The organism is Vibrio sp. PBL-C16 (assembly GCF_034321865.1).
GTDB lineage: Bacteria > Pseudomonadota > Gammaproteobacteria > Enterobacterales > Vibrionaceae > Vibrio > Vibrio alginolyticus.
The window spans coordinates 246687-272469 of record NZ_JAXLNY010000002.1; the positions used below are offsets into that span (position 1 = coordinate 246687).

Below are 25783 nucleotides of genomic sequence, written 5' to 3' on the forward strand. Positions count from 1 at the left end.
CGATGCTTTATACAGCTTTTTGTGTTGCGTGCTTACCTAGCTCAGAGGTTTTTTCATCTTTTAGATACAGGTTTTCAAAACAATAGTTAGTTGCTTCGATGTAACCTTCAACGCTACCACAGTCAAAGCGTTTGCCCTTGAATTTGTAAGCCAACACACAGCCCGCTTTTGCTTGCTTCAGCAGCGCGTCAGTGATTTGAATTTCACCACCTTTACCAGGTTCGGTGTTTTCGATCAGTTCAAAAATATCGGGAGTCAGGATGTAGCGGCCAATGATAGCAAGGTTGCTAGGCGCCGTGCCTTCCTCTGGTTTTTCTACCATGTCGTCTACGCGATAGATGTCGTCTTTGATCATTTCACCAGAGATAACGCCGTATTTGTGCGTTTCTTCGGCTGGTACTTCTTGTACTGCAACGATAGAACAGCGGAACTGCTTAAATAGTGCCACCATCTGAGCCAGTACGCCCTCTTGCTCGTTCACACAAAGGTCATCAGCAAGAACAACAGCAAATGGCTCATCGCCTACCAATTCTCGTCCAGTTAGAATCGCGTGGCCCAAGCCTTTCATTTCGCGTTGACGTATATAAGTGAAGTTTGCAGATTCAATGATTTCACGGATATCTACCAACAGCTCTTCTTTGTTGGTACCGCTAATCTGATGTTCCAGTTCGTAGTTCTTATCAAAGTGGTCCATGATCGAGTGCTTGCCACGACCTGTCACAATACACATGCCGTTCATACCAGCTTGGATTGCTTCTTCGACACCGTATTCAATAAGCGGTTTGTTAACGACTGGCATCATCTCCTTTGGCATAGATTTCGTTGCCGGTAGGAAGCGTGTGCCATAGCCTGCAGCAGGGAACAGACATTTTTTTATCATTGGGGGAATATCCTATCTCGTTTTTATCAAGAATCTGCGCATAACTTTAACACGAGAGGTATCAATGAATCATGAATAAAGTAGGAAAAAATGTGAGACTCGGTGCGGAAAAAAGATGAGCGACTCGTCATTTCAGTTATCAGAGCCGCTCACATTGCATCACGACATTAAGTTTTGGTCTGCCCACGCGATTGCCTGTACTCGGTTCTTTACGGATAGCTTTTTGAATATCTGATACAAGTGCGATTTGATGGTGAATTCACTGACGAATAACTCCTCGGCCATCTGACTGTTCGAGGCGCCAGCTTGTAGGCAACGCAGTACTTGTAGCTCACGAATGGTTAGGTCTACCGTAGCTGGTGCAGTATGAGTATTAATGACATTGCGGTAATAGTGTAAAAGTTGACTGGTTACATTACGCGGCAGCCAGTTTTGACCGTTAACAATGCCTTTTAACCCTTCTCCAATTTGCTCTAGCGTATCTTCAGAATAAAACACACCTTTTAATTGACCAAATGAAAGAAGTTCATCCGTGGTTAGTCTTTTAGGCACGTTGAAGACAACGGTTTCAAAGTTTTTCCATACAAGAGGCAAGTTTTTGATCGATTGAACAAGTGATTTATGTTCACTGAAGTCGATCAGTAGAATTTTATTACGGTGTTGTGGCTTGGCTTCCATGAGTGCTTCGGTTGAAATCACCGGGATGCTCATATCAATGTACTTTTCGAGTGCCGCCACTTTTTTTTGCGCATTATCTTCCATACTGATCAGAAATAGCTTTCTTGCGTAAGCCGACTTTCTCACGTGTTCCAATCTCCCTGGGTTCAATAGAAGCCATAAACTGGCACTAAAGAGAGGCCATAACCATCGCTTTACTGAATAAATGCGTTCGAATTCAAAGCTTCACGAAACGATGTCTGCAACGCGAATCAAAAATGCTACACACGTAAGTTGAAATACGATTTGGGTTCTAGAGCATGACTCAATAGATCACAATGGTATTAGACTTTAATCAAAACATTAAAGCGTGCTATTCTAATGCGCTAAAATTTTATATATCCAGAGTGAAACGGAGCACATCATGGCCAGCCGTGGAATTAACAAAGTTATTTTGGTGGGGAATCTAGGTAACGACCCTGAAATTCGTTACATGCCGAATGGCGGTGCAGTAGCAAACATTACTATTGCGACTTCTGATTCATGGCGTGATAAAGCGACTGGCGAACAGCGCGAAAAAACGGAATGGCACCGTGTTGTGTTGTTCGGCAAACTTGCGGAAGTAGCAGGTGAGTACTTGCGTAAAGGCTCTCAAGTTTACATTGAAGGGCAACTGCAAACTCGCAAATGGCAAGATCAAAGTGGTCAAGATCGCTACTCAACTGAAGTCGTTGTTCAAGGCTTCAATGGTGTGATGCAAATGCTTGGCGGTCGTGCTCAAGGTGGCGGTGCACCTATGGGCGGTCAACAGCAGCAACAAGGTGGATGGGGTCAGCCTCAACAGCCAGCTCAGCAGCAGTACAATGCGCCTCAGCAACAGCAACCACAACAACAGGCTCCGCAGCAACCACAGCAGCAGTACAATGAGCCACCAATGGATTTTGACGACGATATCCCGTTCTGAACTAAGACAAAATAAAAAATGTTGAAAAACACACTAAAGGCCGCTAATAGCGGCCTTTTCTTTTATTGGCTGAAAAAAAAGTGTTTATTTTTTAAGCTGGGTGTTTATATTATTAACTTACAAGTTTTTATGTTGATTTCTTTGGTTAGGTATGAAGATTGAGATAAAGAAGTTTATGAGCGGTGAGCGTTATGTCTTTTTACTAGACGATGACGGCATGCCTGATTTTTGGGTAACGCACTTTGTCACTAATAAACTCAGGAAGAATTTAACAACATCTTCAATTCAACAGTATCTAAAGTCCATCAAACACTTAAAACTTTGGGAAAGTATAAATGGTAGAGATCTGCTTGAAGAAATTTACAATGGGACCATTCCAACCCTTGATGATATCAATGCTCTGAAAGAGCATTGTAGCTATCGAGCTAGCGTCTTCAAAAATCAGACTAAAACAAATGTTACCGATATGGGCAAATTTCACCTTTCTAAATCAAAAGATAAGCCCACCGTCACAAAGTCTCAGTATATATCTCGCATGGCTCACATTACTGAATATCTCCACTTTTGTGGTAAAGAGCGAGTTAAGAAGAAACCGTCTGCTTCGCAGTTATCTGATGCGCTTGATTTAATGAAGACGCAGCTAAAAAGCGACATGCCAAAGGATCGTTTAAAAAGCAAACAAATGGCTTTAGATAAATCTGGGATACCAGATGATGTATTTGAAGATTTTGTTGCCGTGGCTAAACCCAACTCTGAACACAATCCCTTTAGTAACTCTGTCATTCGGTTTCGAAATTACCTCATCGTTCAAATCTTGTATGAAACGGGATGTAGACGCAGTGAACTAGCAGCTCTAAGAATTGGTGACATCGGTACTGATACTGACAACCCCACCTTATCAGTTGTACGCAGACATAATAGTAAAGAAGATCCTCGTTTAGATGAGCCTACAGCGAAGACGCTTGGTAGAGCCGTCCCAATCTCGAAAGAACTGAGAGATTTACTAAATACCTACGTTAGAACACATCGTTTTCAGACAAAGGCGGCCAAAAAACATCCATTTATATTTGTCTCTCACAAAGCCAAAAGTGGAAGCTATGAATCAGGTCAACCGCTGGTAAAACAAACGATAAACGATATTTTTAATCGTATTCGCAAGGTTAATTTTGAACGTTTTTGGGGGATCACGCCACACAGCTTTAGGCATTATTTCAACCATCTGCTATCCAAATGTATTGACCAAGAAAAAAAAGCGGTTGAAGAAGAAGTGAAGCGATTGGAAGCCGAAGGGAAGCCCCAAGCAGCCAAACTATATGCAGATGAAAATAAAATCACCGAAGCGCGTGAGCTAGAGATTAGAGCTGAGAAGAATGGACATTCCGACCTAAACTCTGGCAGACCTTATTTGAAACGAACAGTTATAGAACAAGCCAATAAGATGCGGAGAAAGATGCATGAAAATTTAAAACATAAGGCTGAAGTAGGTGTTTATGGCTATTAATACGAAAAAAAACAGTGATTATAGAGATATAAAGTCAAAGACAGACAAGCGACTAAGTAAAGCTAACTATGAGTTTGACGTTTATTCTGATAATTGGCAGTTGGATACCAATGTGCGTTTGAATTTGACTCTTTTAGAACCATTAAGTCTTACTCCTAAGTTTTCTGAGTGTTTCAGACTTGCTTTAGCGGACTACGCTGCTGAGTTTTCATCTTCTTACACGTCCAATATTTTTCGAGAGTGTCGTGCTCTCTTTGCTTTTGGTGTGACAAATAAAATCAGTGAGAAGCACGTCGTCAATTTTAAGAGCAGCTTGACTAAAAACACAGAATACAAGCTAGGGAGTATCCGTGCTTTTTTGCTTGATTGGCATGACAAGGAAATCTACGGTGTTGATAAGAAAGTTGTTGGCTTGCTCTCAGCGCTCAAAATTTCAGGAAATGAAAAAGGGAAAGCGGTTGCACTTGGTTGCCTGTTTAGCGGTGCTTATACACTGGAGGAGCAATCAGCATTCATTACGTGGTACGTAGATGCATTTACAGAGCAGCTCATTTCATTATATGACTATGCATTTATCATGGCATTGCAATACACAGGTGCTCGGCCTATCCAATTAACCCATATGTATTATGAGGATCTACTCACAAGAACAGAGGCTGGCATTGAGCACTTTGATTTACGAATACCTAACGCCAAAAAACGTAATGAAACGTTTAGAGGGTCTTACCAAATCAAAAAAGATGTGAGTGAAGACCTAATATTGGTGCTGACTGCACAGGCAAAACAATCAATAAAAATGGTTGAAGAACATTTCAACGTTAGCCTTACTAGTCAGCAGAAAAAGCATATCCCCATTTTTATTAATGACCGAGAGATATCGAATCTCACTGACTTTAGTGCATTCGAAGAAATAAAACAGAAAACGCCTGATTTATTGTGCTTACGGACGAGAGGTGCAAATCCATCAGTAGGGGAAATAACACGAAGATTAGCTCGGCTTTGCCCCTTAAAAACAACCCGAATTAAAGTGGGTGGGGATTATGGAGATTTGCATATTAATCCACGTCGATTTCGTTACACTCATGCGACGAACATGTCTATGCTTGGAGCCAGCGAGCATACGATAGCTGAGGAGTTAGGGGCATGAAGATACTCAACAGGTCACCGTGTATACCGAGTTTAATGAAGAGATGGCGGATAGAATCGACGAGGCGCTAGCTACCGATCTTACCCCATTAGCTCAAGCTTTTTCTGGCACGTTAATAGACAGTGAAAAAGACGCAATTCGAGCTAACGATCCTCGAAGTAGAATTAACAATGACGAAGGCAACCCTTTAGGAAACTGTGGAACATTCGGCTTTTGCGCTAATGGTTCTGTACATTGCTACACATGTAACAAATTTCAACCTTGGTTAAATGCTCCTCATGAAAAAATGCTGAAAAGCGTCGTTTTGAAACGAGATCGAAAGCTTGATATGGGAGCCAGTGAGTTTGTTTTGCAAGGACATAACCGCAGTATCAATGCTATTAAGGCGGTCATTCTAAAGTGCAACGCAAGAAAGCAAGAGTTAGAAAATGAAGGAGCCTTAAATGTCTAATGTTTTGCTGTTTACTCCTAAGCATAAAATTGATTTTCAAAAGAATTATGATGATTTTATCGCTTTTGCAAAAAATGATCTGAGTCTGTTTGAAGACATTCAGTTCAAAACCCCTGAAGGCATTATTCAGAATGGCTGGGAATGTGATAAGTGGTCGTGGAAGACGGAAAAAGGAAAAAAGCTGACGATTGTTTTTGGGGCAAGTCAGAATCATTCAAAATATACACCTTTCCAGCCTCCTTTTTCTGACTTTGCGAAAGCATATGTTCGCTACCAGCAATCGCTTAACAAGAAAGATTCAACTACTTGGGCTTCATCACTTGTATTCCTCTATCAAGCATTAGAAGAGCACGCTGCTCACAATGATAAATCTTCAGTTGATATAATGAACATCAACAATAATGTGATTGATCGCGTAGAGCAGAAGATACGGAGCAGTGATTTAGGTGCTGGCGGCAAACGCAATATCGGCCTTTCGTTCGAAAAGGTATTGAAATTCATCAAAGAAAAACGATTTAAACTAGATCTACAAGATTGGTCGAACCCGTTTCCTCGTCAATCTGACGCGAGCATAAAACTAGACGAAAAAAGTCGCAAGGAAATAGAAGATAAATGTCCGTCAGATTATCAGATGTTGCAGGTAGCAGACGCTTTTCATAAAGCTAAGACACCACGCCAGAAGTATTTTAGTAGTGTTTGCGTTATGTTGATGTGCCAGCCCAGCAGAAATATAGAATTGAATGGTTTGACTGTCAATTCATTACAGCGAAGTGATAAAGGTCGTTGGTACTTGATGTGGCATCCTGCCAAAGGGGGGGGGGGCCGTTCGAAAGTGGGTGCCAGCTTTGCTAGAAGACGTTGTTAAACAAGCATTTGAAAGACTTGTTGAGATTTCTGCTCCAGCCAGGTCTGCTGCAAAATTTGCGTACGACAATCCTGATCTGTTCATGTTGGCTAGTGACTCAGAAAGCTCCCAAGACAAGCCTTTGACATATAATCAGTTCGCGAAAGCAATGGGATTTAAAACAGGTAAATCAGGAAGAGGAGTCACATTACTTGGACTACATATGGAAGCAACGTCAAATGGTTAAATCGTTTAATTAGTGACTTGAATAATGTGAACAACTGGAAAAAGGATTTGTGTCAAGGATACACCATTCTCCCAAACAATGAGGTCGTCAATAAGCGCACAGGTAAGTCAGCAGGAATCGTCATTCGATTTCCTAGTTACAGGGATCTCCGTTCTATTATTGATGAACAATATAAGACGCTGGATTTCCCTAATTATGGCGATATGAAAGTATGGGATTGCATCACATTAGTCAGAGATTATGAATTTCACAAGGAATTCGCGGCTAAGCCCTTCTCATGGGTTCATCTTGGGCATGGCTCTCTGAGTGATGCTATCGGCTCTGACAGAGGCTTAGAATCAATTTTTGATGAGCTGGGTATCACAGATGAAGATGGGACACCTCTCAAGCTAAATAGTCACCAATTTCGTCACTGGTTAAACACGAAATTAAAGTTAGCAGGTGAAGCTGATTGGCTTATCGCCAAATGGTCAGGGCGAGCTGATATCAAGCAAAACAAAGCTTACGACGGACGAACTGAAAAGCAAAAGTCACGTCTAACTCAGCGTATTGGGCATGTTACGATTGGATCTGGTGTCATGACTGTTGCTCAAGCTAACCAGTTGTTAGAACCTTACACTGCCGAAGCGCCGCCACCGCCAATGGTTTTACATGACCTTGGACTTCCCATCTCACTAAAAGCTCTTGGGGTTGATAGGGATGGTGTTGCTCAGTTCACAGGATTAGGCTTCTGTGTTCACCAACTATGCCGAAAGTCCATGTGTTAAAAATGGTGACTGTGAGGTCTGTAATGAACATGTTTGCCTTAAAGGTATACCTCACTCTCTTGATGAGTTAAAAACTCTTGAAGCGCTATATGAAGAGCAATTGAGGCATGCGAAAGCCGCCGCAGAGGATCAGGTTTTTGGATCGGATAGATGGGTTACAGCTCTGGGCTTTCGCTTGTCTAAGATAAAAACACTCATTTTTCTTCTTGAAGATCCAAAAAAAGCGGATGGCGCACACGTTAGAATACCTGATGAGCTATCACCATCTCCTGTGAAGCGCTCACTGAACATAAATGAACAAAGCGCTATCCAAGGGTTTGATCTTATGGCTTTGGCACTATCTGATATGAGGGAGGCATAATGGCTTTTGTTCCAGATAACAAAGAAACGATACTGGCTATCATCGATGGGTGGACTGGTAAACTTAGTTATGAGCTTTTAGCTGAGAAATTACAGTTAGAACTTGGCCTAAAAAAGCCGCCATCACGTTTCACATTCACCAAGTATGATGAAATTAAGCATGCTTTTGATTTGAAGAAAGAGCAGCTAAGGCAAAAGAAATCAGCAGCTATCCAAGATGCCAAGTCGTTGTTCGAAAGTACTGACAAATTAAGTGATCTTATCTCTAATCTAGGGAATGATGACGTAGCGATTGCTGAATTAATCAAGCAAGTAGAAAAACTTGAAAAAGAGAATAAAAGGCTCAGTTCAGAAAATAAAAGGCTTAATTCTCAAAACGATATATTGCTTGAAAGATTTGCGAGATGGCAATACAACCTTCAGAAGATGGATGGCGTCGATCTCAATAAGTTAGCTTCTACAATTGATGATGGTTTACCTGCCAAGTCAAAATAGATGATATTCTACGGTAAATAATCCTAAGCTAGGCAATTATCTTGGAAAGAAGCCCCCCCATCCTTAAAATGCCACAAAACAATTAAATTGATTATGCTTGGGGGGGACTCTTAAGCCATCAAGCTGCTTTTATTGACACAGCAGAAGACAAAGTTGAAACAACACTAGACATTACATGCCACATCATTACAGGTGGAACCGCATTTCCGATGGCTTTATATGCCCTTGTGTTCGATACATTAAACTTAAAGTTTTCTGGAAAAGACTGGATACGAGCAGCCTCTAATGGTGTAAATCTTCTATATCGGCCATTTATACACAATACAGGATCAACACTATTTAAACTTGCTTTAGATAGGTGCGCACTAATAGTATTGCAATACCCAGTAGGATCTTGAACTCTACCTTTATTCATCGTCTCTCTTTTCTTTAGCATTCCGTCTATAGCTTTTTGTGAAAAGAAAAACTTACTATCAACTTCATCTTCATTTTCTAAGACATCCTGGAGTGTAATATCGGATTTGATAGCTGTTGGGAAGCTAAAACTCTTAGCCAACTCAGGGTTTAGGAAACCAACGATGAAAACCCTTTCTCTTTTCTGAGGAACCCCAAAATGAGACGAGTTTAGTATGGTGTACTTACAAGTGTAACCAGCCTCTTCAAATGATTGTATTACCAGAGGAAATGCTTGCTTTTTATTTGCAGAGAGTAGCCCTTTAACATTTTCAGCAATGAAAACCTTGGGTTTATGCTTCTTTAATATATCGACCATTTCAAAAAAAAGCTTTCCATTATCATTCTTATAACCCAAGCGAGGAGGGTTTTGAGCAACAACGGAAAATGATTGGCATGGAAATCCTCCAATCAATACGTCATGCTTAGGTACAAAAGGTTTTAGATCTCTAATGTCACCGAGCATAGATATATGATCAAAGTTATCGTTATAAATTTCAACTGCATATGGGTCAATGTCAGATGAAAAAACGATTTCAGAGTTATTGCTATCGTAGTACTTTCCTTGATAGCTGAATCCACCAATAGCTCCCAAGTCCATCCCACCACAGCCACTAAAAACTGAGCAAATTTTTAGCTTATTCATGCCAATATCTCTACTTCTTCCATTATCGTTGGTTTAAATATTAACTCTACTCCCTTTGGGGCGGAAAGTTTCACTAGATCTTCTTGGAATAGCTTTACAGGGTTATTCATGACCAGCAACTTTCTGCTTTCATCCGTGATAATAAGTCGGTATATGTAGTAATTTTCTTTATGAGTATATGCAGCATTCCACTCATTTTTCGTGAGGGATATTCTGCTTTGGGTTATCGGATGATTACTTAAAGTTGTTTTAACTTCTATAAATATTTGGTTATCCATTTCATCCATAGATTTAACATCATAACCAGCCCCCAAATGTGTTGGGATGAACTGAACTAAGTGCTGATTATGTTCAAGTCCAAGCATCTTTAGTTTATTCTTTTCATGAGCTATAACCAGATATTCACCCATATCTCCAATATCTTTAGTAGTCATTTTAGTTGTTTGACCACTATCTAAACTCAGTACGAACTCATCTTTTTCTGATTTCGTTCGGATAAACTTATCCAAGCTAGTCGCACTGGTAGAGAAATCTAAATCATTTACATAATCAAACCAAGCTTCTTTAACATCATGCAGTTCACTTACATCAAATTCTCTACCATAAAACTCAGAGAAGCGGTCAAACGTCCCAGATTGAGTGTAAGCATACGTAAGAAACTCACTTTCAATATTGTTTAGGAAGTACTTGGAAGATTTTTTTACAAGTAAGTTACCTAACTGCATATAGTCGAGAAAGTCTAGAGCTGTACGAGTTTGGTCTCCTTTGCTTTCATAAGTAAAACCTCGAATAAATTTGTGGCTTCTGTACACAACATTATGTTTTCGATTTTCTACAATGATATTTTTGGCATCACTTACTGATAGAGAACCAGAAGTAAACCTGAGATCGTCAAAAACGACGTAGGTCAACTCATCTTTAGTGATAAAACCCTGACCGTTATCGTGACCTTCAAGAAGTGTAAGTAGATCTTTAATAAACTTAAGTGGTGCGAAATTTACATTATGATCTATTAAATCCTTATTTACATGTGGCTTCAGCATGCCATTAGGGAATTGAATTTTCATTGAGAAATTCTTAAAAAATTCAATTAAATCTTCTGTTTCAGCTAGCCTTTTTGAAATTGCACTTGCATAAAGCCCTAAACCGTGTCTGTACTGCATTAGACCAAAAATGGCGCTAATCTCTGTACGCCAATTATCTAGAGTTTTGACGGTGGCATGACTATTACCTGGGAATTCAGCAATAATTTTGTTTAAAGATTCTTTATCAATAGACCCGTTGAATGCACTAATCTCTTTAGACATGTAAAATAGAACGTTCTCTAGGTTGTTCTTAAATCGAGGGCGCACCATATGTAAAGGAAACAAATGCTCCTCTGGTGTTTTATATAAACTTTCACCTGTCATATAATCAATTCCTTTGTCTCTACTGAACTTATCGATTCCTTGTCTACAGTTTGCCTTAATATCTTCTCTGCTATTGCTTTCCCCATTAATGGAGGAACTGCATTTCCAACTTGACGATACTGCTCTGTTTTATTTCCCAAAAATATAAATGAATCAGGAAAAGATTGAAAACGAGCATTTTCTCTAACTGTTGGAACTCGATTATGTTTATAGTGAAAATGGTGTCGATGACCAGTGTCGATAGTACTTGCTGGCTTTTTACTATGATATCGAGTCCAAGCAACATTAAATTTGCGTGTAGAAACAAAGTCTTCTGGTAAATTCTTGTAATTCCCACCTTCAGGAACTAGGGCGATAGTTGACTTAACTTTATCTTGGTGCTTTGTAATAAGATGATTATGGAGTCTCTTAGGAGCATATTTTCTCATTTCAACTTGATAAGCACTTTGTGGTTCAGTTGCATATGAAAATGACTCTGGCATGTCGTCATCATCTAAAGCATGAAGATCTGAAACTGCCTGCTCACAATTAATAAAGGCTTGTTCTTCAGAAATTATTTTTTCTGGGAAATAACTAGCACCAGTGCGATCAAGTGAACCAATAAAAATAGCTCTCTTACGAATTTGCGGTACTCCATAGTGAGCACTATTTAGCACTTCGTACTCAACGCTGTAGCCTAATTCACTAAACTCTTTGATGATCTGGTCTTTTATTTTTCCTTTAAATAGACTTATAATTCCTGGCACATTTTCTAGAACAAAGAACTTTGGTTTTAAATCTCTAACCAAACGAACATAAGACAAAAAAAGCTTATTTCTGGGATCTTCAAATTTACGAGGGCCTGATAATGATAATCCTTGACATGGAGGCCCTCCGATTATCACATCAACAGTTTGATTGCTGATGACTTGTTTGATATCGTTAGCCGAGATTTCTTGGATGTCCCCATGAATAACCTCAGAGTTCTTATGGTTGGCTTTAAAGGTTTCTAATGCTGATTTATCATGATCAATGCCAAGAAGAACATTATATCCAGCTTGCTCAAAACCAAGGGATAGCCCCCCACAGCCACAGAACAAGTCAATTACATTCATATCCACTCCAAAGCCTGTTTTTTTGTACAGTAAAAATCACAATAATCATCAGATTATCCATGTCTTACAACTTATTTTAAAGTCCAGAATTCATTTTTTTATAAGTTGCTGTTTCACAAGGCTGTTTGTGGCAAGGATACTAGGATATACGGTGAAACACACTAGAACGATGTGATCTTGCTTTGTACTTGCTCATGAATCTACCAAACATTTTTTCTTTACTCAGGTTATTGCTAATACCAGTGATGATAGCCTTCTTCTATTTGCCAATAGAGCATGCGGCGGCAATAACAAGTAGCATTTTCTTTATTGCAGCCTTAACAGATTTACTTGATGGTTATCTAGCGAGAAGGCTGCAACAATCATCCACTTTTGGGGCATTCATTGACCTTGTAGCTGATAAAGTTTTAGTAGCTATAGCAATTATATTGATAACCGAGAGCTACAACTCAATATTCATAACTTTACCTGCCATCATAATGATTGCAAGAGAGATTATCATTTCTGCTTTGCGTGAGTGGATGGCTGAAGTGGGCAGAATAAGTTCAGTCGCTGTCTCATCAGTTGGAAAATTCAAAACGACATTTCAAATGCTGTCGATATGGCTGTATTTACTTCAGCCCGAAGGTGTTTTTCTTTACATAGCCCATTTCGTACTCCTTGTTGCAACAATTCTTACAATTTGGTCTATGTGTTTATACTTATACCAAGCACAACATGATCTACTTAAGGATATTATTTAACTTTTTTAGGCTGTGTCCCACTATTTAGCTACTAACACCCTAAGCACTGTTGGGTGTGTTAGGTGGGTAAAGTGCAAAAATCGAGTGCTAACTTTTTCAGTGATGGGGTTTGCTAGTGCTCTACATATGTTGTGAATAATTCAATACAGATCAAGGCAAAAGCTCCTTAGCATCACAGCCTAAGGCATCCGCAATCTCATACAACTTCTCAATCGTGATATTGACTTCACCGCGCTCAATGCGTCCAACATAACTTCTATCTATCTCTGCGAACAACGCGAGTTTATCTTGAGTTAACCCTTTAGATTTCCTCATTTTTGCAATGCGTTTGCCCACAAGTTCTGCAAGGTTCTTGTTCATGTTTTTTATTTATGAAATTAATTTGCTGAACAATCACACACTTGCGGCATATAGATCCACGGATTATAATCCTCAAAATCAACAGTAAAGGTCACTTTTTGAACACATGACGGTAAAGATCAGAAAAGAGTTATTTCTCGCTATTTATCACAATGAACATTTCTCTGCTAACGACCTAAAATCCATTTCATTAGACAGTGAGGAAAATGAATACTTATCAGATGAATACGTCGAAAAAAAATTGAAGGAGATGTCTCTTATCGGTGCAGTCCTCTCATGCGGCTTCGATAAACGCGGCGATGAGAAGTTTTCCAAAGGTTTTATGTTCAACCATACCGATTGGGAGGTTGTTGATTACGACAATTACAGTGAGGACTCCAACTATCTTTCTCTCAAAAAAGAAAGTCTCTTGACGATTTTGCAAGATAAACAGTCAGAGCTGTCAGAGTCCAATTCTCTTCATCAAAGGGCATGGAAGCATTTCAATCGGTTGTGTGCGCAATACTCCGAGCTGAGGCCATGCATAGAACAATACATCTCAGAACATGACAATCGTAGATTGGATATCAAAGCTGAAATGCTGGCAGTAGAAAATGCAATTAACCTCTACAAAAACACAGCCCAACTAGAAGAAAGTGGGAGCTAATTTGTACAATCCTATACTTTACGCACATGCCACAAATAACAACATGCTCGTGGGGCAGTTTGTTCAACGGTCGAAGAACAACTTGTCATTTTCATATTCTGAACAATGGTTAGCATATCATTCATCCTTTCCGATCTCGTTGAGCCTACCGTTAAGAACGGGAGAAAATTCATCATTTAATGTATTGAATTTCATGAATAATCTTCTTCCTGATTTAATGGAAGAACGATTAAGCCTTGCTCACTCAATGGGAATACAATCCAATGATGCATTCACTTTACTCTCCAAACTTGGTCATGATTGTACTGGCGGTATTTCGTTCACGGGTAGTGAGAACCTGCCAGATATAGGGTGGGAATATCGAGAGCTATCAATAAGTGACTTAAATGAACTCGTTACTCTGCGTAAATCATTTCTCCCATGTTTTGGTGAATACAGGCCATGTGTATCTGGTACACAAAGAAAAACCACGCTGATGAAAACAAATGGAAAGTGGTATGTCCCACAGGGAACCGCGTTCAGTAGTCACATAGTTAAGTATCCGATGGATGTTATTACCCAAAGTAACTCCGTGCTAGATATGAGTAGCAGCATTGAGAATGAATTCATATGTGCTCAAATAGCGAAGGAACTTGGTTTTAAAGTCCCCGATATGGACATAATAACCGTAGAATCAGGAGCTAAAGCCCTTGCAGTAAAACGGTTCGACCGATGTTTTGGTGATGGAGTTGTGACTCGTAGACACCAAGAAGATTTCTGCCAGATTTTGGGTGTACCTGAACATCAAAAATATCAATCGGAGAACAACCTAAGTGTCTCCAAAATTGTTGATGTTTTAAGTCTCTCTGCGCAAAGCAAGGCGAACAATCATGATTTTTTTAAATTCATGATTTTACAGTGCCTTCTTGGTGCCACTGACGGTCATCTCAAGAATTTTTCCGTGCATATTGATCCTGTCGGATACTATAAACTTGCACCGTTCTACGATTTGCTATCAGCTTACCCTGCTGTCAGCGCTACAGGGTTAAATAAGCGCAAGCTAAAACTAGCAATGGGACTGCAAGCATCACGAGGATACAAATACCATATCAGCAAGATTTGCTTACGACATATAGAGCAGACAGCGAGTCAGTTCGGTATCAGTAATGCTGAATGCCATGAAATCGTCTATACCTTTCTCGCTCAATTTAGTAGCGCACTGAGTTCTATAGACAAAAGATTCCCTGGACAGGAGTTTGCGTTGGTAAAGGATGCAATATTTCAACATGCCACTGAAATCGTTGAAAAGTTAAACAGAACAATTAAGTAAACATCTGGGGTAACAATGGTTGCCCGTGTTGTAAGCATACTCGTTAGCAGTGAGGGGAAATATGGCTGAAACCACGACCAATGGAAGTAACACGACTCTCGACTTGAAGCAGTCTTTCGCGCTGTTAAGTGTCGATAAAAGCGGTATCGTAACGATGAAATTTGGAGATGAAGTAACGTTTTTTATGAATGACAAATGTTCAGCAATCACGGCCGATTTATTAAAAGTGATTGCGTCAATAAAAAATGGGAGTATCCAGCAATGAAGTGCGAAAAAGAAAAGATCAGTGGACTAACAGAAACTTCGTGTGAGAACCACTTCTGTTGATTGCTCCTTCCCAAGAAATGAAAAAAGAATTAGATGCGACTATTAGGAGTGAGGATGGTATGGAAGCAAAAATCGGCATTCTATCAGAAGAGCTTGCTCGTAAGAGTATGATTCGTATTGCAGAAGGAAAAGTGACGTCTGAAGAACCTTATCCTCAATTTTTGTTTGAGTCACTGGCTGCGCTTTCACAACTGTTGTCTAACGAAAATGTTGAACTGTTGAATTTGATTGCTCGCGAGAAGCCAAACAGTCTTGATGAACTTGCTGAAATGAGTGGGCGCAGTATCAAGGATGTTACTGATGCTTTCGAAGCTCTTTCATCTAAGGGCTTTGCTTGCCTGGATGTGAGGGGAATGGAATCTCGACCAATAGCGTTGTTTACGAAGTTCGAGATCGTCATGGGCAACAATTTTACCCTTTGAAAAGTGCTTCAAGTACCGTGTAGTTCTTTCCGTTTTTTTGATGTAAATAAAACGAAGGTTTGTGTTACATCTCCTTTCTCATCATATTTTAATGAATAACCTTCCATTTTCCGTAACAAAACTCGTAAACTAAACTATGTAACATAAACGTATGCGAATGTTTCATGATAATTGGATATGCGAGAGTAAGCACTACAGATCAAAACTGTGATTATCAGATTGATGAACTAACCAAATCTGGCTGTGAAAAAATCTTTATAGAAAAGGCTTCAGCTAAGACCAAAGATCGCCCTGAACTTACTAGATTACTAGACTCCCTTCGCCAGGATGACATAGTTGTAGTTTATAAACTCGATAGGCTTGGACGCAGTCTTAAAGATCTTATTACTTTGCTTGAGATGTTTAAGAGCAACGGAGTTCAGTTTAAATCATTGTCCGAAAACATTGATACAACAACATCTACAGGGAAGCTAGTGTTTAACGTGATTGGAGCTATAGCTGAGTTTGAGCGAGATATTATCGTGGAAAGAACCAAGGCTGGACTTAAAGCTGCAAGAGCGCGAGGCAGAAAAGGTGGCAGGAAGCAAAAACTCACAGATAAGCAAATTAAGCTCGCGAAATTGATGCTACAAGATCCCTCAGTACAAAAATCTGATGTGGCTAAGCACTTCAATATTTCTAGGCCAACGCTCAACAGATATCTAGATGCGGCACCAGATTTGGAACAAGAGAGTCTGTTTAAATAGCGTCTTTAATTTGAAATATCGGGATTTGGGAATTGGTGCAAATAGAATCTAGGAGAAGACCAGTTGAGCAAAGAGAAAGGACAAAGAAATAGAAATCTCTTCATTGCGTGGGTTGATGAAATGAAGGCCAAGAACCCTCCGAATTGGCTGGATTACTGGCATGGTGATACTTTAAGTCCCAAAAAGATAGCAGATGAGCTTGGTTTTGATTCGTCTGCATTCAAAGCATCTAGAAACAAAAAACTCTTCGAACTATTCGATGAGCTTAAGAAAGAGCTTGCAACAGAGGGGGTGTATCAAAAACGGAAAGAGAATCTGCCACTGGAAGAACAGAGCGCTGAAGTCAGGGAAGTGTTCCAGGACAATATGGACGAGGGTATAACAGATAGCATCAAGGTTCGTGACTTAAAGCGGTTCAATGCTCGGTTACAAGCTGAGAATGCAAAACTTACCGCCGAAGTCGCTAGGCTATCTGAATTTAAAGAAGTTCTCATTGAAATGGGGCTTTGGAAATGAGTAACGGTACTTTCTTGGTTCGGATTACCCAGATATATCAATATCATCCTGATAATGTTCAGTTAGGTGCTGTGTTTGTTAACCAAAACGCTGGAGCACACCGAATCGTATTGCTAACTACTCAAAACCAGCTAAATATGAAGCCGCAAGTAGGGCAGCAATGGGAGATATTAAAAGAGAATAACTATAGTGTGCGACAACAGCCAGTTAGTGTGGGTGGTTATGTGGACGTGTGGCGCTTCATGCAACCCAAACTTAAGTGTGTGATGCCTGACAATGGTATTGGTTTCGTTAACTTTTTAAGCTCTGAGAAAGAGTTTGTCGGTATTGGCAGGGTGAAAGCACAATTACTCTGGGCTGAATTCCGTAGTGACATTTTCACCATGCTCGAATGCGAAAAAGATGAACCATATAAACATGATAAATCAATAAGTAACTTTCAAGCGATCAAGGATGTTTTGAGGAGTGATGGGACGGTAAATGCGCTTTATCAAGGTTTTAGAAAATATGCCAATCTCAAGTATGCGAGCCAGTTAGTTGAGAGGGAGGTAGAAGAACCTATTCAACGTCAACTTTTTAGATTGTCAGGTAAGGATGCAATTGGATTTTTGAAAACGAATCCGTACCGCTTGTTCTCTTTGGGTATGAGATTTAGCAAGGTTGATGAGATCGCACAAAAGCACTTCAAAGTTGAACCAAGTGATGAAATAAGGCTTGCAGCTATAATTGAACAATCTTTGCGTCTATGGAGTGACAAAGGGCATACGGTTGCACTTTGGCGTGATATAGAACATACGATTCGCACCTACTTAAATAACGACAAGTTACTTATTGAAAGGGCTAAACAGTTAACAGGTGACATCATCGGTTTTGTAAAACACGATGACAAATACTACGCATCAGGCAACTATATTTTTGAAAAAACAATAGCCAAACGATTCAGCAAACTCAGCAAGATGGGAAGCCTTTGGCGAAGTGAATTAGAGGTTGCGTTCGCTACTTCTATCCCTGAAGGTTGGAAACTTGAGGAAGCTCAAGCAAGAGCTGTAAGGACAGCATTAGTCAGCCATATTTTTGCTCTCACTGGAGGTGCTGGAACAGGTAAAACGACAACCACGAAGCTTATCGTTGATGCCTATCAAAAATTAGGTTTTAGTATTTATCCAGTAGCGCTTTCCGGAAAAGCAGCTAGACGCCTTCAGCAGTCTATTGGCATTAATTGTATGACGATAGCGCGATTATTACGTAAAGATAGTATTCCAGATAACAGTGCTTTACTGATTGACGAAGCGTCGATGCTAGATGCCTACACTATGTGGCGTTTGGTTACTTTGTTCTCCGACAAGTCAAGGATCGTACTCGTGGGAGATCCTAATCAGTTACCTCCGATCAATGCAGGGTTAATTTTGCATGATGTTATTAAGAGTGGGGTAATCAATCATGTCGAACTAGATGTGGTTAAGCGACAAGGCGCTATTAGTTCTATTCCTGCTTATTCGAATGACATACGCAATGGCAATAAGCCATCTTCTTTAACGACGTCTGATATTACGTTCCATGAATCAAGTGATGACCTGCTTCAGGACGCTGTGTCGGTGTATTTGCAATACGACAGGGCGATGATTGTAGCATCGACGAATGCCACCGTAAGAAATGCTAACCTCAAGTTACAAGCAGAGGTGAACCCTAATGGTCGGTTACTTGATCTAACAAATATGCCGATCACTAAAGGAAACTATGAGTTCAGAGAAGGCGACCCAATAGTTATAACCCTGACAAACTATAAATACGATGTTCAAAATGGCACTTTGGGCGTGATAACAAACGCTGAAGCAACCGAAGAGTATGCTTGTGTCATTGAGCTAGAGGATATTGGCGAGGATGGAAGCAAAAGGTCTTTAAAGGTCGATTGGCAGCTATTCGAATACATAGAGCTGGCTTACGCACTAACGCTACATAAGTTGCAAGGCTCGCAAGCTGAGAATGTAATCGTGCTGCTGGAGCGAAGCTTGTTGCTTGATCGAAGTTGGCTTTATACAGCCATAACACGAGCCGAAAGTAAGGTACATATCCTTGGTAAGGAGTATGACTTTCAGTATGGGATAAACAAGCGCAGTGCTTTGGATACACGCAAAACAGCTTTGTCAGAAATGTTGAAAAATGCTTAAATCGAGCTGAGTTAAGTAAAAAACGCGGATACTTTTACACATTTAGCTCGTGAAAGGTTGATTTTTCAATCGGGGTCATTGCTGCTATGTTTATGATTAATATGAATATTTTAATTTTACTGACCCTGTTTTGGTTTTTTTGTCTTAGTTAACCGTTTTAGATTACGTATAAATTAAAATCGTAAAGAAAAGCGGCAAATTTACAGCGAAAGCTACTATAACCCAGCAGAAGTGCTGGGTTTTTTTTATTTTTACACTTTTAAATTCTGCTTATGCTTGAATCGAAAAGGCCGCGAATATCGCGGCCTTTTTTATTGTCGCAATCTAATGATTTCACAGGCTTCTCTTGGCAAGGTTAGGCGTAACAATAAAACTTATCAATGAGTGTGATTTTCTTTATGCTCCAGCCTCTCACTATCAGACTAATCCGATTGTTTGATGAACTCTTATCAAGTATAAATATTTCAATAAGGTATATGATGAATAAAAAAGGAATTTGGTATTCATGAGGTATACCCCAACTCTTAAGTTAAGCACACGGCTGGTGGCCTTTGTCACCATGATCGTTATCTGCGCCATGTTTATCTTGTTTGTCGGTGGCACCCTCTCTTTTAAACGTCTTGGGCAGGAATATCTCACCCATTATTTAGAAGGGATCGTAGAGGTGGTCGACAAGGAGATGGAAGATCCTGACGCCGCTTATTCTATGCAGCGCTGGATGCCGAAAATGCTGCAGGCTTCCAATATTGTCGAAATGACGTTGTCGACCAACAACGCCGTTGTTTATCGCTTCAAAGATACTTCTCATCAAATGGAAGCGTCAGTCTTGTTTGAGGCTGAGTACCAGCTGACTCACAATCAAGATTACACGATTCACTTTAAAGCAATTCCCCCTTACTTAGGTTACAGCTACTCAATGCAGGCGCTTTGGTCGATCACGCTTGCCGTTATATTGATCATCTTCTGCTTAATGCGCGGCGTGGCATGGCTTAAGGAACAATTAGAAGGCTCCGAAATGCTCGAAGAGCGAGGCAGAATGATCCTGGCTGGTAGGGTAGAGCAGTATGCCAAAGGTGACAAAAAAGAATGGCCTTACACCGCCAGTGAAGCGCTCGATGTATTAATCGAAGAGTTACAAGATGCGCGTCAAGAGCGAAGCCGATTTGATACCTTTATTCGAACTCAAACCTTCCTTGATAAGCTAACCGGTACCGCTAACCGAGTGTTATTTGATAGCAAGTTGGAATCGGCGTTACTAGAAAGTGGGGCTCGCGGCGCCGTGTTGCTAGTGCGTATTCAAGACTGGAAACTGGTTGAAGAAGAGCAAGATAAGCAAATTACGGATGAGTTTATTGTTGAAGTTGGGAGTTTATTGTCCAATTTAGTTCAACGATACCCAGATGTTGTATTTTCCCGTTATTACGATGCTGATTTTGCGCTTTTTCTACCGCACCAAAGTGCGAAAGATGTGGCTAACCTCGCCTCGCAATGCATTCGCCAGTTAGAAAAGTTAATGCCGCCAGAGCCACTTGATCCAGACAACTGGTGCCATATTGGCATCACCACTTATAAAGAAGGTGAGCGACACAGCCAAATCATTGATGAAGCCGAGACTGCTTTGCGTAGTGCGCAACTACAAAATAACAATAATTGGAGTCGCTTCAAAAAATGGAACCACGATGAAGAAGCTCGCGGAAGTGTGAGGTGGAGAACGTTATTTGACACAGCACTTACACCTGAAAGTGTGATACTCTACGCACAATCTGTGCACCCAATAAGTGACGCGACGCATAAAAAATCATTATATGAAGAGTTAACATGTCGGATTCGCGATCCTGAGAATGGGATTGTTAAAGCGTCTCGGTTCATTTCTGCGATCAGACAGGTTGGTTATGAAGCGCAAATGGATAAGTCAGTTATTAATAAATTCTTAAGAGAGTTTAAGGATAATTTTGATAACTCAAGATCGTATGCGCTCAATTTGAATGTAACGCCATTTTCTAACCGAGAGTACTTTAAATGGTTTCGTGATGAACTCTTACAGTTGTCACGTGAGCAGAGAAAGTGTCTCAGTTTTGAGTTTGTTGAAGCACAATTTGTAAGACACTTAGACTTTATGCGACCAGTCGCTAAAATGCTGGCCGGTTTGGGGTGCCACTTAATGGTTGGGCAGGCTGGGCGTACCATCGTCAGCACTCACTATTTAAAAGAAGTGGACATTCGTTACCTAAAACTTCATCGTAGTTTAGTAGCAAAAATCGACCAACGACATGAAAACCAGCTATTTGTCCGCAGTATGCTAGGTGCGGCGGCAAACAGTAAAACTAAAATTATAGCAGTGGGTATTGAGAATCAGAACGAGCTCAACACATTAGTTGAGCTCGGGGTTTATGGTGGGCAAGGGCGTTACTTTTCTGCGGAGCAGCAGTTTCTTCCTCGTCCCCAAGCGTTGCCGAATTCTCAATCAGAATCCCAAGTTAAATTGGGAAGACGAAATCGCTGGCGGAAAAAATAAAGATAATAATCATGGATTTCAAAGCACTATTCGACAAGCTTAAGCGATCATCTAGTGGTGGTCGCTCCTGCTTTTTGGTTATTCAGCCAGACGCCGTTTATTTATCATCTTCAATCAAAAGTAGTCGTCCATACCAATTTGATATTTCTGAGTCCAATTGGGAAAAAGCCGTTGAGCAAGCATTGAGCGTTGCAGCGAGTGCGTATGATTCATTAACGGTTGTTCTTTCTCATAACTATTACCAGATGTACCAAATCGACAAACCGGTCATGCCGCGTCAAGAATGGCCAGCCGCATTACCGTTTTTGTTGAAAGAACTGATCTCTGAGCGTGCTATCGACATTATTGCCGATGCGGTCGAGTTACCGAATTCAACCAAAGTGCAAGCATACGTCTTATCGCGAAAAATATTGGATAAGATTGTGTTACTGGCCAGTCGAGCCCAGTTACCATTAGAAGCCATTCTTCCTGAAGACGATATTTGGGGAGAGACTGCGGGTGAACTAGGAAACTTCCTATTATTACAACGCAGTGTGCGTGGTCATTTCCGTATAAGCGCTTTTGTCGAAAATACTATTGCGTTCCACCGCTCTATTCGCAGTGTGACGCCACCGTTAACGGGGGTTCCGTCTAGCGATTTACAGATGGACAGTCTGTCGTTAGAACTGCAACGTTCGATTGACTATCTTTCATCTCAGTTACGCCACGTGCAATTACATCAATTGAAAGTGTGCTGTGATGAAGAGGATGAGAGCGAGCTTGTTCAGGCTCTGAACTACCGTTTAAGTACTAAGGTTTCACCGTTATTACCACCAGAACATGAGCTATCAGGACATGTTTTGGCTGACACTGCGGCTACTTCAAATACTCGACGCGTCAACTTATATCCCGATTACTTAAAACCGAAAAAAGAGCTCCTGACGCTAAAAAATATCGCGTTATCTTGGGGCGTTGCGGCGGCTGCAATTCTATTTTCTTACGGTTATGTCACCTGGCAGAGCAGCGGTTTGGAAGATGAGATTGCTATTGTAAAAAGTAAAGGCGATATCATGAAGTCAGAGCTTGAACGTTATCAAGTCAAGCTACGTAAACATCAACCTGACAATAATAAGCTGGCAGCTAAAGCCCGCTTAGAGCGTGAAGTCAAGGCGAAGCGAGACTCGCTTAAAGCTGTCGGGAAATACGATGACTCGCAACGCACGGGTTACTCTGGCGTGATGCAATCATTAGCGAAGCTAGGAAACCAAGAAATTTCTTTGTCCGAAATTCGAATCAATACCCATACCTTAGACCTGAAGGGACTAGCGAAAAAACCGAGCTCAGTGCCAAATTGGGTTAGCCAATTTAAAAACGAAATTAGCTTGGTTGGCCGAACGTTTGACGACGTCAAAATAGGTCGAAATGATAAGGATATTGTGACGTTTGAACTAAAAACGCGCGAGGATAAAGAGAAATGAACGAATTCTGGCTCTCATTAGAAGGGCGCTTTGGCGAAATGAGTACGCGTGAAAAAGTGCTCACTGCATTGTGCGGTTTAGTTGTCGTAATCATGTTGCTCTTTACGCTGGTATTGGAGCCAAAGCTTAACGAGATCATCAGTAATGAGAGGCAACTAAGTAATTTAAAGCAAGCAAATCAAAAGATTGAAATCGATACGCTACGTATTCAGGCGCAACTTAAGAAAGATCCAAATGCTGAGATTGATCGCGCGATATCTAATCTGTTAGCTGAGAGTCAGCATCTTTCGATGCAATTAGCGGAGATCATCGAGCATCTTATTACACCTTCGCAAATGGCTGAGCTGCTTGAAAATGTGTTGGAGCAGCAAAGTGGCATTCACCTTTTGTCTCTGCAAACCTTGCCATCTGAGCCAATAACGGAAGATAAAGAAGCATCGCAATACTCTGGTTACTACGTGCATCCTGTTCGTATGGAACTGACTGGTGACTATTTTTCTATTGCTAATTATCTGAATAAATTGGAGAGCCTTCCTGCGAGTTATTACTGGCGCAGCTTTAGTTATAAAGTCGAAGAGTACCCGAAAGCGAAGCTTGTGTTAGAAGTCTACACACTAGGATCTAGAGAGGAGTTTATTGGTGGTTAACAAACTCATCATCTCATTGCTTGTTATGGCAGCGGCAGAAACCGCTTGGGCAAACCAAGACCCAACGGCCCCACTTGGTTGGGAAAAGCCAGCGGTTGAAATGTCAGCGAAACCAAAAGTTAAACGGTACCGACTGCCTAAGCTCAACAGTATTGTGTGTAAGCCAAGTACTGATTGTATCGCGATTATGGATAACAAACTTGTCGAAAAAGGCGAGCTATTTAAGGGTTATCGCGTCGCGAGCATTAATAGTGAATTTGTAACTTTAAAGCGTGGTAACCGTCAGTGGGACCTAGAGCTTTTTGATTTAAACGTAAAACAATAATAACCAGAGCCCGATCAGATATGCGCAAATTAGTTGTAGGAATAGCGATTGCTTCTTTAATGGGATGTTCAATGGGTCATCGGAATCCAGTGGAAGTTAAAGAAGCGCTCAATGAATCGATCAATCAAGCGAACAGCCGCACATTGGAAGAAATCCCTTCTTCTGTTGAGGCAGACTTGATGCCAAATTTAGACTCGAACGTTGCATCAGAGCAAGGCACCTCGAAGCGTTTTCGTATTCAAGCGAATGCGGTTGATGCAAGAAGCTTTTTCGCCTCGTTGGTTAAAGGCACAGAGTACAGTGTGGCGATTCACCCATCGGTACAAGGTAATATCACCGTCAACTTGTCAGATGTGACATTGGATGAAGTTCTGAATGTCGTACAGAATATGTATGGCTATGACGTGGTGAAGTCTGGCAAAGTTATTCAAATCTACCCAGCAGGTATGCGTACGGTGACCATTCCAGTCGATTACCTGCAGTTCAAGCGTTCTGGTCGCTCATTAACCAGCATTGTTACGGGCTCTGTAACCTCGGCTGGTACGTCTAATTCTGGTGGTAGCTCAGACAGTTCTGACTCGTCAGACTCTAACAATGGAAACAACAACGATAGCTCGACCACATCTACGGGTGGTACACGCATTGAAACCATCACTGAAAGTGATTTCTGGCCGATGCTGCAGCAAGCTGTTGCGAATCTAATTGGTTCAGGCAAAGGGCAAAGTGTGGTTGTAACGCCACAAGCGGGAGTTATTACGGTTCGAGCATTTCCAGATGATATTCGCGAAGTACGCGAGTTCTTAGGTGTATCGCAGGAGCGCATGCAGCGCCAGGTCATTCTTGAAGCTAAAATCCTAGAAGTGACGTTGAATGATGGCTACCAACAAGGCATCAACTGGTCAAACTTATCGGCGTCAATTGGTAACTCGGGTAGTATCGTAGTCAACCGCCCTGCATCGGCATTACCACCATTGGATGCGATTGGCACGCTATTAGGCGGTCAAACTAACGTGACTATTTCGGATGGTAACTTCAATGCTGTATTGAGCTTCATGTCTACGCAAGGTGACTTGAACGTCCTTTCGAGCCCTCGTATTACCGCTGCCAACAACCAAAAATCTGTCATCAAAGTGGGTACCGATGAGTACTTTGTTACCGAGCTATCGAGCAATGCAGGCAACGGTGAAAACTCAAATGCAGTTCCTGAAGTGGAACTGACGCCATTCTTCTCGGGTATTTCCCTCGATGTAACTCCGCAAATTGATAACAAAGGCAATGTGTTCCTGCATGTTCACCCCGCAGTTATTGAAGTCACGGAAGAAGTGAAGCAATTGAACTTGGGCGGAGATTTCCAAAACATCCAACTGCCATTAGCGAAAAGCTCTATTCGTGAATCAGACTCGGTTATTCGTGCTAAAGATGGCGATGTTGTGGTTATCGGCGGGTTGATGAAACAGCAAAATCGTGAGCTTGTTTCTAAAGTCCCATTTTTGGGCGATGTACCAGCACTGGGGCATTTGTTCCGCAACGTGAATAACGTAACTGAGAAAACAGAATTGGTCATCTTGCTAAAACCGACCGTAGTTGGCGTGAACTCTTGGCAGAAAGAGCTAGAGCGCTCTCGTGATCTGCTGCAAGAGTGGTTCCCAGATGCGCAATAAGCGCTGGGAAAGGTTCTGTTTTTCAA

28 protein-coding genes are annotated in these 25783 nt (G+C 41.0%); 22 read left to right on the top strand and 6 right to left on the bottom strand.

All coding sequences use genetic code 11. From position 1 onward, the window contains the following. Positions 1 to 7: 7 nt before the first annotated feature. Both galU and UQW94_RS09335 read right to left on the bottom strand, forming a co-directional pair. The gene (gene galU, locus UQW94_RS09330; RefSeq protein WP_256903346.1) at positions 8 to 880 is read right to left on the bottom strand and encodes a UTP--glucose-1-phosphate uridylyltransferase GalU; all 873 of its coding nucleotides are present in this window, start codon (positions 878 to 880) and stop codon (positions 8 to 10) included. A 159-nt stretch (positions 881 to 1039) separates the two neighbouring features. Next, the gene (locus tag UQW94_RS09335; RefSeq protein ID WP_033907423.1) at positions 1040 to 1684 is read right to left on the bottom strand and encodes a LuxR C-terminal-related transcriptional regulator; all 645 of its coding nucleotides are present in this window, start codon (positions 1682 to 1684) and stop codon (positions 1040 to 1042) included. Positions 1685 to 1961: 277 nt separating this feature from the next. Here UQW94_RS09335 and UQW94_RS09340 point away from each other — a divergent pair, with 277 nt between their 5' ends. The 9 genes from UQW94_RS09340 (at position 1962) to UQW94_RS09380 (ending at position 8313) form a co-directional block, all read left to right on the top strand. Next, on the top strand, positions 1962 to 2501 hold the full coding sequence (locus UQW94_RS09340) for a single-stranded DNA-binding protein (protein WP_005387798.1): 540 nt from the start codon (positions 1962 to 1964) through the stop codon (positions 2499 to 2501). Between the two features lie 151 nt (positions 2502 to 2652). Then, positions 2653 to 4002, top strand: coding sequence for a tyrosine-type recombinase/integrase (locus UQW94_RS09345; RefSeq protein ID WP_225474112.1), 1350 nt, complete (start codon positions 2653 to 2655; stop codon positions 4000 to 4002). Then, positions 3992 to 5149, top strand: a complete 1158-nt coding sequence (locus tag UQW94_RS09350) for a site-specific integrase (RefSeq protein WP_225474113.1) — start codon at positions 3992 to 3994, stop codon at positions 5147 to 5149. The genes UQW94_RS09345 and UQW94_RS09350 overlap by 11 nt, the downstream gene beginning before the upstream one ends. A gap of 43 nt (positions 5150 to 5192) precedes the next feature. Further along, entirely contained in the window at positions 5193 to 5600 is a 408-nt protein-coding gene (locus UQW94_RS09355) for a hypothetical protein (RefSeq protein ID WP_322142204.1), read from the top strand. Then, positions 5593 to 6465 (top strand): hypothetical protein, encoded by an 873-nt coding sequence (locus tag UQW94_RS09360; protein ID WP_262635753.1) that lies wholly within the window; start codon positions 5593 to 5595, stop codon positions 6463 to 6465. The genes UQW94_RS09355 and UQW94_RS09360 overlap by 8 nt, the downstream gene beginning before the upstream one ends. Then, positions 6446 to 6691, top strand: a complete 246-nt coding sequence (locus UQW94_RS09365; protein WP_322142205.1) for a hypothetical protein — start codon at positions 6446 to 6448, stop codon at positions 6689 to 6691. The genes UQW94_RS09360 and UQW94_RS09365 overlap by 20 nt, the downstream gene beginning before the upstream one ends. Positions 6692 to 6738: 47 nt before the next feature. Further along, positions 6739 to 7458, top strand: a complete 720-nt coding sequence (locus UQW94_RS09370; RefSeq protein ID WP_322142206.1) for a hypothetical protein — start codon at positions 6739 to 6741, stop codon at positions 7456 to 7458. Further along, entirely contained in the window at positions 7424 to 7819 is a 396-nt protein-coding gene (locus UQW94_RS09375) for a hypothetical protein (protein ID WP_225474116.1), read from the top strand. The genes UQW94_RS09370 and UQW94_RS09375 overlap by 35 nt, the downstream gene beginning before the upstream one ends. Further along, on the top strand, positions 7819 to 8313 hold the full coding sequence (locus tag UQW94_RS09380) for a hypothetical protein (protein ID WP_069544308.1): 495 nt from the start codon (positions 7819 to 7821) through the stop codon (positions 8311 to 8313). Before UQW94_RS09375 ends, UQW94_RS09380 begins: the two co-directional genes overlap by 1 nt. Before the next feature lie 118 nt (positions 8314 to 8431). Here UQW94_RS09380 and dcm read toward each other — a convergent pair whose 3' ends face one another. The 3 genes from dcm to UQW94_RS09395 are packed head-to-tail and all read right to left on the bottom strand — an operon-like array spanning position 8432 to position 11915. Then, positions 8432 to 9412, bottom strand: a complete 981-nt coding sequence (gene dcm / locus UQW94_RS09385; protein WP_069544309.1) for a DNA (cytosine-5-)-methyltransferase — start codon at positions 9410 to 9412, stop codon at positions 8432 to 8434. Further along, the gene (locus tag UQW94_RS09390; RefSeq protein WP_069544310.1) at positions 9409 to 10821 is read right to left on the bottom strand and encodes a protein NO VEIN domain-containing protein; all 1413 of its coding nucleotides are present in this window, start codon (positions 10819 to 10821) and stop codon (positions 9409 to 9411) included. Before UQW94_RS09390 ends, dcm begins: the two co-directional genes overlap by 4 nt. After that, positions 10818 to 11915 (bottom strand): DNA cytosine methyltransferase, encoded by a 1098-nt coding sequence (locus UQW94_RS09395; protein WP_322142207.1) that lies wholly within the window; start codon positions 11913 to 11915, stop codon positions 10818 to 10820. Before UQW94_RS09395 ends, UQW94_RS09390 begins: the two co-directional genes overlap by 4 nt. A 188-nt stretch (positions 11916 to 12103) precedes the next feature. On the opposite strand from UQW94_RS09395, the gene pgsA reads away from it, so the two are divergent. Next, a complete protein-coding gene (gene pgsA, locus UQW94_RS09400; protein WP_225474134.1) occupies positions 12104 to 12658 on the top strand; it encodes a CDP-diacylglycerol--glycerol-3-phosphate 3-phosphatidyltransferase in 555 nt (184 codons plus the stop codon). A gap of 150 nt (positions 12659 to 12808) precedes the next feature. Here pgsA and UQW94_RS09405 read toward each other — a convergent pair whose 3' ends face one another. Then, positions 12809 to 13018, bottom strand: a complete 210-nt coding sequence (locus tag UQW94_RS09405; protein ID WP_069544313.1) for a helix-turn-helix domain-containing protein — start codon at positions 13016 to 13018, stop codon at positions 12809 to 12811. Positions 13019 to 13124: 106 nt separating this feature from the next. Between UQW94_RS09405 and UQW94_RS09410 the strand changes: the two genes are divergently transcribed. From UQW94_RS09410 to mshL, 12 genes are all read left to right on the top strand, one after another. After that, positions 13125 to 13664: a hypothetical protein gene (locus UQW94_RS09410; RefSeq protein WP_322142208.1), complete on the top strand. Its 540-nt coding sequence runs from the start codon at positions 13125 to 13127 to the stop codon at positions 13662 to 13664. A 1-nt stretch (position 13665) separates the two neighbouring features. Then, positions 13666 to 14973 (top strand): HipA domain-containing protein, encoded by a 1308-nt coding sequence (locus UQW94_RS09415; protein WP_406707380.1) that lies wholly within the window; start codon positions 13666 to 13668, stop codon positions 14971 to 14973. Between the two features lie 61 nt (positions 14974 to 15034). Next, positions 15035 to 15238 (top strand): hypothetical protein, encoded by a 204-nt coding sequence (locus UQW94_RS09420; RefSeq protein WP_000852434.1) that lies wholly within the window; start codon positions 15035 to 15037, stop codon positions 15236 to 15238. A 121-nt stretch (positions 15239 to 15359) separates the two neighbouring features. Next, positions 15360 to 15722, top strand: coding sequence for a transcriptional regulator (locus tag UQW94_RS09425; protein ID WP_225474119.1), 363 nt, complete (start codon positions 15360 to 15362; stop codon positions 15720 to 15722). A gap of 164 nt (positions 15723 to 15886) precedes the next feature. Further along, on the top strand, positions 15887 to 16468 hold the full coding sequence (locus UQW94_RS09430) for a recombinase family protein (RefSeq protein WP_089518593.1): 582 nt from the start codon (positions 15887 to 15889) through the stop codon (positions 16466 to 16468). Between the two features lie 63 nt (positions 16469 to 16531). Then, positions 16532 to 16984, top strand: a complete 453-nt coding sequence (locus tag UQW94_RS09435; RefSeq protein WP_042763352.1) for a hypothetical protein — start codon at positions 16532 to 16534, stop codon at positions 16982 to 16984. Continuing rightward, a complete protein-coding gene (locus UQW94_RS09440; protein WP_322142209.1) occupies positions 16981 to 19152 on the top strand; it encodes an ATP-dependent DNA helicase in 2172 nt (723 codons plus the stop codon). Before UQW94_RS09435 ends, UQW94_RS09440 begins: the two co-directional genes overlap by 4 nt. Positions 19153 to 19657: 505 nt before the next feature. Continuing rightward, positions 19658 to 21667, top strand: a complete 2010-nt coding sequence (gene csrD / locus UQW94_RS09445) for an RNase E specificity factor CsrD (protein WP_171346111.1) — start codon at positions 19658 to 19660, stop codon at positions 21665 to 21667. Between the two features lie 11 nt (positions 21668 to 21678). Next, entirely contained in the window at positions 21679 to 23124 is a 1446-nt protein-coding gene (locus tag UQW94_RS09450) for an MSHA biogenesis protein MshI (protein WP_167415479.1), read from the top strand. After that, the gene (gspM, locus tag UQW94_RS09455; RefSeq protein WP_005381197.1) at positions 23121 to 23771 is read left to right on the top strand and encodes a type II secretion system protein GspM; all 651 of its coding nucleotides are present in this window, start codon (positions 23121 to 23123) and stop codon (positions 23769 to 23771) included. Before UQW94_RS09450 ends, gspM begins: the two co-directional genes overlap by 4 nt. Then, positions 23764 to 24096: an MSHA biogenesis protein MshK gene (locus UQW94_RS09460; RefSeq protein WP_213874923.1), complete on the top strand. Its 333-nt coding sequence runs from the start codon at positions 23764 to 23766 to the stop codon at positions 24094 to 24096. Before gspM ends, UQW94_RS09460 begins: the two co-directional genes overlap by 8 nt. A gap of 20 nt (positions 24097 to 24116) precedes the next feature. Next, a complete protein-coding gene (mshL, locus tag UQW94_RS09465) occupies positions 24117 to 25757 on the top strand; it encodes a pilus (MSHA type) biogenesis protein MshL (protein ID WP_054575326.1) in 1641 nt (546 codons plus the stop codon). Positions 25758 to 25783: the final 26 nt, after the last annotated feature.

Bases quoted from the DNA above. Each gene is read 5' to 3' on its own strand.
- UQW94_RS09410 (WP_322142208.1), top strand. From the start codon at position 13,125: ATGACGGTAAAGATCAGAAAAGAGTTATTTCTCGCTATTTATCACAAT.
- UQW94_RS09430 (WP_089518593.1), top strand. From the start codon at position 15,887: ATGATAATTGGATATGCGAGAGTAAGCACTACAGATCAAAACTGTGAT.
- UQW94_RS09360 (WP_262635753.1), top strand. From the start codon at position 5,593: ATGTCTAATGTTTTGCTGTTTACTCCTAAGCATAAAATTGATTTTCAA.
- UQW94_RS09345 (WP_225474112.1), top strand. From the start codon at position 2,653: ATGAAGATTGAGATAAAGAAGTTTATGAGCGGTGAGCGTTATGTCTTT.
- UQW94_RS09340 (WP_005387798.1), top strand. From the start codon at position 1,962: ATGGCCAGCCGTGGAATTAACAAAGTTATTTTGGTGGGGAATCTAGGT.
- UQW94_RS09440 (WP_322142209.1), top strand. From the start codon at position 16,981: ATGAGTAACGGTACTTTCTTGGTTCGGATTACCCAGATATATCAATAT.
- galU (WP_256903346.1), bottom strand. From the start codon at position 880: ATGATAAAAAAATGTCTGTTCCCTGCTGCAGGCTATGGCACACGCTTC.
- UQW94_RS09425 (WP_225474119.1), top strand. From the start codon at position 15,360: ATGGAAGCAAAAATCGGCATTCTATCAGAAGAGCTTGCTCGTAAGAGT.
- mshL (WP_054575326.1), top strand. From the start codon at position 24,117: ATGCGCAAATTAGTTGTAGGAATAGCGATTGCTTCTTTAATGGGATGT.
- UQW94_RS09390 (WP_069544310.1), bottom strand. From the start codon at position 10,821: ATGACAGGTGAAAGTTTATATAAAACACCAGAGGAGCATTTGTTTCCT.
- UQW94_RS09405 (WP_069544313.1), bottom strand. From the start codon at position 13,018: ATGAACAAGAACCTTGCAGAACTTGTGGGCAAACGCATTGCAAAAATG.
- UQW94_RS09420 (WP_000852434.1), top strand. From the start codon at position 15,035: ATGGCTGAAACCACGACCAATGGAAGTAACACGACTCTCGACTTGAAG.
- csrD (WP_171346111.1), top strand. From the start codon at position 19,658: ATGAGGTATACCCCAACTCTTAAGTTAAGCACACGGCTGGTGGCCTTT.
- UQW94_RS09450 (WP_167415479.1), top strand. From the start codon at position 21,679: ATGGATTTCAAAGCACTATTCGACAAGCTTAAGCGATCATCTAGTGGT.
- UQW94_RS09355 (WP_322142204.1), top strand. From the start codon at position 5,193: ATGGCGGATAGAATCGACGAGGCGCTAGCTACCGATCTTACCCCATTA.
- gspM (WP_005381197.1), top strand. From the start codon at position 23,121: ATGAACGAATTCTGGCTCTCATTAGAAGGGCGCTTTGGCGAAATGAGT.
- dcm (WP_069544309.1), bottom strand. From the start codon at position 9,412: ATGAATAAGCTAAAAATTTGCTCAGTTTTTAGTGGCTGTGGTGGGATG.
- UQW94_RS09380 (WP_069544308.1), top strand. From the start codon at position 7,819: ATGGCTTTTGTTCCAGATAACAAAGAAACGATACTGGCTATCATCGAT.
- UQW94_RS09350 (WP_225474113.1), top strand. From the start codon at position 3,992: ATGGCTATTAATACGAAAAAAAACAGTGATTATAGAGATATAAAGTCA.
- UQW94_RS09395 (WP_322142207.1), bottom strand. From the start codon at position 11,915: ATGAATGTAATTGACTTGTTCTGTGGCTGTGGGGGGCTATCCCTTGGT.